The 7,648-nt window shown below is 70.6% G+C and carries 7 protein-coding genes; 3 read left to right on the forward strand and 4 right to left on the reverse strand.

All coding sequences use genetic code 11. The features are described from left to right. Positions 1-10 precede the first annotated feature (10 nt). Positions 11-304: a hypothetical protein gene (locus CCN39_RS08200; protein ID WP_086839962.1), complete on the reverse strand. Its 294-nt coding sequence runs from the start codon at positions 302-304 to the stop codon at positions 11-13. Between the two features lie 56 nt (positions 305-360). On the opposite strand from CCN39_RS08200, the gene CCN39_RS08205 reads away from it, so the two are divergent. After that, positions 361-2,982, forward strand: coding sequence for a valine--tRNA ligase (locus CCN39_RS08205; RefSeq protein ID WP_086839964.1), 2,622 nt, complete (start codon positions 361-363; stop codon positions 2,980-2,982). A 598-nt stretch (positions 2,983-3,580) separates the two neighbouring features. On the opposite strand, the gene CCN39_RS08215 is transcribed toward CCN39_RS08205, so the two are convergent. Further along, positions 3,581-4,516 (reverse strand): LysR family transcriptional regulator, encoded by a 936-nt coding sequence (locus CCN39_RS08215; protein WP_086839968.1) that lies wholly within the window; start codon positions 4,514-4,516, stop codon positions 3,581-3,583. Between the two features lie 88 nt (positions 4,517-4,604). On the opposite strand from CCN39_RS08215, the gene CCN39_RS08220 reads away from it, so the two are divergent. Both CCN39_RS08220 and CCN39_RS08225 read left to right on the forward strand, forming a co-directional pair. Continuing rightward, positions 4,605-5,366: an alpha/beta fold hydrolase gene (locus CCN39_RS08220; protein WP_086839970.1), complete on the forward strand. Its 762-nt coding sequence runs from the start codon at positions 4,605-4,607 to the stop codon at positions 5,364-5,366. 3 nt (positions 5,367-5,369) lie between these two features. Next, positions 5,370-6,146, forward strand: coding sequence for an alpha/beta fold hydrolase (locus tag CCN39_RS08225; RefSeq protein ID WP_086839972.1), 777 nt, complete (start codon positions 5,370-5,372; stop codon positions 6,144-6,146). Here CCN39_RS08225 and CCN39_RS08230 read toward each other — a convergent pair. After that, positions 6,130-6,990: an SGNH/GDSL hydrolase family protein gene (locus CCN39_RS08230; RefSeq protein ID WP_086839974.1), complete on the reverse strand. Its 861-nt coding sequence runs from the start codon at positions 6,988-6,990 to the stop codon at positions 6,130-6,132. The two genes, CCN39_RS08225 and CCN39_RS08230, sit on opposite strands and share 17 nt — an antisense overlap. A 72-nt stretch (positions 6,991-7,062) precedes the next feature. Continuing rightward, a partial coding sequence (locus CCN39_RS08235; protein WP_086839977.1) for a class I SAM-dependent methyltransferase occupies positions 7,063-7,648 on the reverse strand: 586 nt, incomplete at its 5' end.

Genomic DNA, 7,648 nt, shown 5'->3' on the forward strand with positions numbered 1-7,648 from the left:
GTGACGAGCGTTACCCGAAGTACGCGAATTCGTTGACGCCGACGCCCTGGAGCTGGTGCACGATGATCGCCGCGGCGACCAGCCCGACCACGATGAGCAGGGCGAGCACGCCCGGCCAGCGGCTCTGCCCGGGCTGCTGGTAGCCACCGGTGCGGCGCTCGCGCTTGCGGCGCTTCTTGAGGTCCTTCTTCGCGCCCAGCCAGGCGTCCCGGGCGGCGTACTTCTGCCAGTCCGGGTTCATCAGGTCCGGGTGCGTCTCGAGGCGCCGGTCGTCCGGATCCTGCGGCTGCTGAGGCTGTGTCATCCCGAGTGCCTTCCCCCTGGGTGACCCGCCGTGACGGGTTCGTAGACTTGTCCATTGTGACCGAGAACGCTCCGCAGCAGACCACCGACCTTCCGGGTGCCTGGGACCCGGCCGCCGAGGAAGCACCGATGTACGACCGCTGGGTAGCGGCCGGGTACTTCACGGCCGACGCCTCGTCGGGGAAGCCGCCGTTCTCGATCGTACTGCCGCCGCCGAACGTGACCGGTTCGCTGCACATGGGCCATGCGCTCAACCACACCCTGATGGACGCGATGAGCCGCCGCCGTCGCATGCAGGGCTACGAGGTGCTGTGGCTGCCGGGCATGGACCACGCCGGCATCGCGACGCAGAACGTCGTCGAGCGGCAGCTGGCCGGCGAGGGCCTTTCCCGCCACGACCTGGGCCGCGAGAAGTTCGTCGAGCGCGTCTGGGAGTGGAAGGCCGAGTACGGCGGCAAGATCCTAGGCCAGATGAAGCGCCTCGGCGACGGCGTCGACTGGTCGCGCGAGCGGTTCACCATGGACGAGAACCTCTCGAAGGCCGTCCAGACGGTGTTCAAGAACTTCTTCGACGAGGGCCTGATCTACCGGGCCGAGCGGATCATCAACTGGTGCCCGCGCTGCCAGACGGCGCTGTCGGACATCGAGGTCGACCACAACGACGACGACGGCGAACTCGTGTCGATCCGCTACGGCGACGGCGACACCGCGATCGTGGTGGCGACGACCCGCGCGGAGACGATGCTGGGCGACACCGCGGTCGCCGTCCACCCGGACGACGAGCGGTACGCGCACCTGGTCGGCACCGAGGTCGAGCTGCCGCTGACCGGCCGCCGCATCCCGATCGTGGCCGACAAGCACGTCGACCCGGAGTTCGGCACCGGTGCGGTGAAGGTCACCCCGGCGCACGACCCGAACGACTTCGAGATCGGCCGCCGCCACGACCTGCCGATGCTGACGATCATGAACGAGCGCGCGGAGATCACCGCGGCCGGCCCGTTCGAGGGCCTCGACCGCTTCGAGGCGCGCCCGGCGGTCGTCGCCGCGCTGCGCGAGGCCGGCCGGATCGTCGCGGAGAAGCGGCCGTACGTGCACGCGGTCGGGCACTGCTCGCGCTGCGACACGGTCGTCGAGCCGCGGCTGTCGCTGCAGTGGTGGGTCAAGGTCGAGGAGCTGGCCAAGCTGGCCGGCGACGCGGTCCGCGACGGCCGCACCAAGATCCACCCGCCGGAGCTGGGCAAGCGCTACTTCGACTGGGTCGACAACATGCACGACTGGACGATCTCGCGCCAGCTGTGGTGGGGTCACCGCATCCCGGTGTACTACGGCCCGGACGGTGAAGTCGTGTGCGTGGGCCCGGACGAGCAGCCGCCGTCGGGCGAGGGCTGGACGCAGGACCCGGACGTGCTGGACACGTGGTTCTCGTCGGGCCTGTGGCCGATGTCGACGCTCGGCTGGCCTTCGTCTTCGGAGGACCTGGCGCGCTTCTACCCGACCAGCGTGCTGTCGACCGGCTACGACATCCTGTTCTTCTGGGTCGTCCGGATGATGATGTTCGGCGTGCACCAGATGGACGGCAAGCAGCCGTTCGACCACGTGTACCTGCACGGCCTGATCCGCGACGCCCAGGGCAAGAAGATGTCGAAGTCGCGCGGGAACGTGATCGACCCCCTGGAGTGGATGGACGCGTACGGCGCGGACGCGACCAGGTTCACCCTGGCCCGCGGAGCGAACCCGGGCGCGGACATGGCCCTGGCCGACGAGTGGGCGGCGGGCTCCCGCAACTTCTGCACGAAGCTGTGGAACGCGACGAAGTTCGCGATGATGAACGGCGCTTCGGTCGCGGCCCCCTTGCCTTCCTCGGCGGAGCTGACGGAAGCGGACCGCTGGATCCTGGGCCGTCTCGGCGCGCTGGTGTCCGAAGTGGACGGCCTGTTCGAGGACTTCCAGTTCGCGAAGGTGGCGGGCGCGCTCTACCAGTTCACCTGGAACGAGCTGTGCGACTGGTACCTGGAGCTGGCGAAGGTCCAGCTGTACCAAGGGAATGACGCTCGGGTTGCGGCGACTCGTGCGGTGCTGGGGCACGTGCTGGACACGGTGCTGCGGCTGCTGCACCCGTTCATCCCGTTCATCACGGAGAAGCTCTGGACGGCCTTGACCGGCGGCGCCTCCTTGGTGATCGCGGCCTGGCCGGTGCCTTTCGAGGGGTATGCGGATGCTTCGGCCGACGCCCGGATCGCGGACGTCCAGAAGCTGGTGACGGAGATCCGCAGGTTCCGCGCGGACCAGGGCCTGAAGCCGGGCCAGAAGGTGGCGGCCCGGCTCGCGGGGTACACGGGCGGTCACGAATCGGCGATCCGGTCACTGGTCCGCCTGAATGCGCCTTCGGACGACTTCGCGGCGAGCGCGTCCCTGGAAGTGGCCCTGGCCGACGGCGTGGTGACGGTGGAACTGGACCTGTCGGGAACGGTCGACGTGGCGGCCGAGCGCAAGAGGCTCCAGAAGGACCTCGCGGCGGCGGAGAAGGAGCTGTCCCAGACGGAGGCGAAGCTCGGCAACGAGGCGTTCATCGCGAAGGCCCCGGAGCAGGTGGTGGCCAAGATCAAGCTCCGCAAGGAAACGGCGGCGGCGGACATCGACCGCATCACGGCACGCCTGGCGGCTCTGCCGGCTTCCTGAGGCTTGTGGACGAAGCCCGGCACTCTGGTGTGGAGTGCCGGGCTTTCGCTGTCCTGCCCTCGGTGTGGAATTGATTTGGAATCTTGCCGTCGAGTGGAATCCCGTGCTGCGTCGCTCGTGAACAGGCTGCTCCGGCCGCGAGGGTGAGAATGGCGAGGCCAGGTCGCCCGGGGCGCCCGACCTACCGGGAACTGGCGGCGCGGCCGGGCGTGCACTTTTCCGCGTCGGTCCTGTCGACTGCGGCCAATGCCGGGGTGCCCCCGTCTTCATTACGAGGTCGGGTATCGCGTCCTCCTGCGAAGCGCCGCGAGCTTCCAGAAGTTCAGCTGTGTTTTCGGCAGTGGCGCGCGCTCGGGTACACCCGAGGGGGGCAACTGGGTCTTCGATGCCGGCGTCGGAGTGCCTGACGGACTCGCGAGCGGGCCGGCGGTCACTGTGCGGACAGCCGACAGTGTGGGAATGATCCCTGATGCCCAGGCCTTCGGTGGGCACACCGGCAAGCGCTCCGCGCAGGTGGGTCTGGTGGTCAGAGCCCGGACTGGTCAGCACTCGGAGAGTTTCACCATCGAGTTCGCCGTCGCTCCCGGGGCTGGGGAGGTCACCGTGATGATCGTGAATCCGGATCTGATGTTCCTCGGGTGGTGGTAGCTGGTGCTTCGGTAGCCCGCGCCGCTTCGATCAACGCCACCACCTCCGGCGTCACCCGCCGGTCCGCCGGGGTGGCCAGGTACGTCTGCATCCGTGGGGAAGGATCCCGAAGCGGCCGGAACGCCACGCCCGGTACCGGCAGCAGGTTCGCGTGTGCCCGGTAGAAGACCGTCCAGTGTGGACGGCCGAAACCCAGTGTCCCCAAGGTGTCCTGTGCCGTCGTGAAGTCGGCCCCCAGCACCGGCTCGAACCCCGCCTCCCGGCAGCAGGACAGCACCAAGTCGAACAACGGCTGGTTCCGCGTGGGCGGGCTCAACCGCACCGGAAGCGACGCCAACGAGGCGAACGAAACCACGTCTTCGCGGGCCAGCGGATGGGATTCGGGCAGTGCCACCAGCACCTCGTCCATCCACAAAGGAGTGAGGTCCAGTCCCGAAGAAGGCCAAGAACCCCGCACGATCGTGGCATCCAGCGATCCGTCCCGGACCCGCTGCAGCCGTTGCAGTGTCGGCGCGTGGACCAGCTCCAGCGAAGCCGAAGGCGCCAGCCGCGCGAAGGCGCTCAGCAGGCCGTCCAACCGGTCGCCGAGGCCTTCGCTCGTGCCCAGGCGCAGGAGCGACGGCGACGTGCGGAACTCCAGCACCGAGTCCGCCGCCCGGTCCGCGGCCGCCAGTACCGCGCGGGCGTGCGGGAGGAACCGGCTGCCCGCCTCCGTCAGCACCACCGAACGGGTCGTGCGCGAGAACAGGACCACCGAGAGCTCCCGCTCCAGCCGGCGGACCTGCTGGCTCACCGCCGGCTGGACGATGTGCAGCCGCTCCGCCGCTCGGCCGAAGTGCAGTTCCTCGGCCACCGCCACGAAGTACCGCAACTGGCGCAGCTCCACCGGCCGACCCCGTTCATCAGGCTTCGTGATCAGTGTACGAGCGGCTTGGCCATCGAAAAGCCCGTGCCCGCCGACGACGCTGAACGGCATGCCCTTCCTGGAAGTCAACGGAACCCGCCTCCACTGCGAAGACGCCGGCGCCGGCCCCGCCCTGCTGCTCCTGCACGGGTGGGGGACCAGCGGCCGCGTCTGGTACTCGTGCCTGCCCGATCTCGTGCGCGACCACCGCGTCGTCACCCTCGACTGGCGCGGGTGCGGCCGCTCGGACCACCCCGCCGACGGCAACACCATCGCCCAGATCGCCGCGGACCTCGCGCAGGTGATCGAGATCTTGAAGATCAAGCCCACCGTCGTCGGGTCGAGCATCGGCGGTGTCTTCGCCACGGAGCTGGCGCTGGCCCGCCCCGAACTCGTCGAGCGCGTCGTCGTGGTCGACGGGCCCGGGTACTGGCCGAGCACCGGCATGCTCGACCAGATCCGCGACCTGCGGAAACAGCTCGTCGACGACCGCGCCGGCACGCTGGCGGGGTGGGTGCCCGGCTGGTTCGCCGCCGGCGCCTCCTGCGACCTCGTCGACTGGACGATCCGCCAGCTGCTCGACTCGGGCCCCTACATCGACGAACTGTTCACCGAGTGCACCACCTACGATCCGCGGCCCGGCCTGAAGGACCTCGCCGTCCCGATCACCTACCTGCACGGCGAGCTGGACGCCCAGATCCCGCTCGAAGTACCGCGCGGCTGCGCCGTGGAAACGCCCGGTGCCCGCGTGCACGTGCTCGCCGGCTGCGGGCACGTGCCGCACCAGGAAAACCCGCGCGCGTTCACCGCCGCCCTCCGAGAGATCGCCTGAACCATGCCGAAAGTGACGCTCGAAGACACCGTCGTCCACTACGACCGGACCGGCGACGGACCCGGCCTGCTCCTGCTGCACGGCACCGCCGCGTCGCGCGAACAGTGGGGACACTTCACCGGACGAGCGAACGGTTTCACCGTCCTGGCCCCCGACTTCCCCGGCTCCGGCCTGACCACCGACGACGGTGGTCCGATCACCGTCGAAGCCCTCGCCGCCCAGGCCGAAGCCGTCCTGGACCACGCCGGATTCGCCACCGCCCACGTCGTCGGGCACTCGCTCGGCGCCGTCGTGGCCGCGCACCTGGCCGGCACTCGCCCGGACCGGGTCCGGAACGTGGTCCTGCACGCCGCCTGGCCGGCCACCGACGTCCGGCAGGACGCCGAGTTCCGCTACTGGCTGGAGCTGCTCCGAACCGGGACCTTCGCCCGAATGCTGCCGTTGATGGCCTTCGGGCCGCGCTACTGGGAGCAGGCCACCGCGGAGAGCAACGACGAGCTCGTCAAGACCCTGGAAACGGTGATCCAGCCCGGCGCGGACCGCCAGATCGAGGCCGACCGCGCCGTCGACCTGCGGCCGGTCCTGCCCGAGATCACCGCGCCGGTGCTGGTGCTCGGCAGCGCGCACGACCGGATCGTGACGGCGGACCAGCAGCGTGCGCTGGTCGCCGCGATCCCGGACGCGCGCGCCGCCGAGATCGATGCGGGGCACGGCGCCCCGGCCGAACTGCCGGACGAGTTCGCCCGGCTCGTGCTGGACTTCGTCAGCTCAGCGCCTTGAGCACCACCGCCGCCACGCCGGCCATCCCGGCCTTCAGCGGGTGGTAGGCCGCCGCCTCGAGGACGTTCTGGTGCCGGCCGTTGATCCACGCCGAGCCGCCGCGCGCGCAGGCGTCGTGGCCGCGTGACGGGCCGAAGGTGTCGACGAACTGCGCCTCCCCGTCCGCGTCCGCGGCGTCGGACAGCGTCCGGTTCAGCTTCTCCTCGACGCCGTTCAGCCACGCGTAGTCGCCGTCGGCGAAGGGCAGCACGTCCGGGCAGTAGTCCTTGTCCGGGGCGATCCGCGGGTAGCCGACCAGCAGGACCCGCGCCTTCGGCGAGCGCTCGTGGATCGCGGCGAGAACGGCCTCGACCCGCGGGCCGATGTTGTCGATCGCCGAGGTGACCGACTCGTTGAGGCGCTCTTCGCAGGGGTTGCCGGTCGGGTCGCTCGCCCGCAGCCCCGGGCACGTCGAGGTCAAGCTGCCGAAGATGCCGTAGTCGTTCCCGCCGATGCCGAGCGTGACCAGGTCGGTGTCGATCCGCAGCGCGTCCAGCTGCGGGCCGTTGGTGCCGCCGACGGGCACGCTCTGCGGGCGGGTCATGTTCGTGGTGTCCGCGCCGGCGCAGCTGACGTCGGTGAACCGGTCCGCGTGCAGCGCCGCGGCCACCACCGACGGGTAGTTCGCCGTCGACCGCCCGCACCCCAGCGGGTCGAGCCGCTGAGTGGGGATGAACGGACCGGAGGTGTAGGAGTCGCCGAGGGCGACGTAGCTGCGGATGGGCGCCGCGGTGGCGGTGGTGGCCGACGCCGGGAGCAGGACGGCTGCCGAGACTGCGGCGGTGAGCAGCCGGGTGATGCGCATGAAGACCCCGTTCTCGCTGGTGGAACTGCTGCCACCACATCTAGCGAGCCCGGGGCGCCGGGGGTGCTGAGTTCACCCGCCAGTCGGGTCACCGTCGCCGTGCTCACGGTAAGTGATCAAGGTGCGCCAGAACAGCAACGGCCGGACCGTGCTCCCGGGCAGCAGCCGGGCCGACTCGCGGCGCAGCTCGGCCAGCGTCGGGTAGTCGTCGACGACCGGGGCCTGCGGACCCTCGTCGGGGCCGCCGTTCAGCCGTTCGCCGGCGTAGACGACCAGCCGCGCGAGCGCGTTGACCGGGATCGCCGCGACGGCCAGCGCCCAGTCCGGCGGCGTGCTCGGTCTCGCCAGGCCGAGCACCGCGAGCACCCCGCCCGGCACCAGCGCGCGGCGCAGCTTGGTGACCGTCTCGAACGGCATGTGGTGCAGCGACGCCAGGCACGAGATGTAGTCGTAGTGCGCCTCGGGCAGCGGGTCGGTGGTGACGTCGGCCTGCCGGTAGACGATCTCGCCCGGTCCCGGCGACCCCAGCCCGGCCGCCGCCTCGACCATCGCCGCCGAGACGTCGACGGCTTCCACCGCCATGCCCGTCGCGGCCAGCCGCCGGGCGAACCGGCCGGTGCCGCAGCCGACGTCCAGCGCGATCCCCGGACCCGGCGGC

Origin of the sequence: Amycolatopsis kentuckyensis, assembly GCF_002155975.1 — a bacterium.
In the GTDB taxonomy this organism is placed as follows: Bacteria; Actinomycetota; Actinomycetes; order Mycobacteriales; family Pseudonocardiaceae; genus Amycolatopsis; species Amycolatopsis kentuckyensis.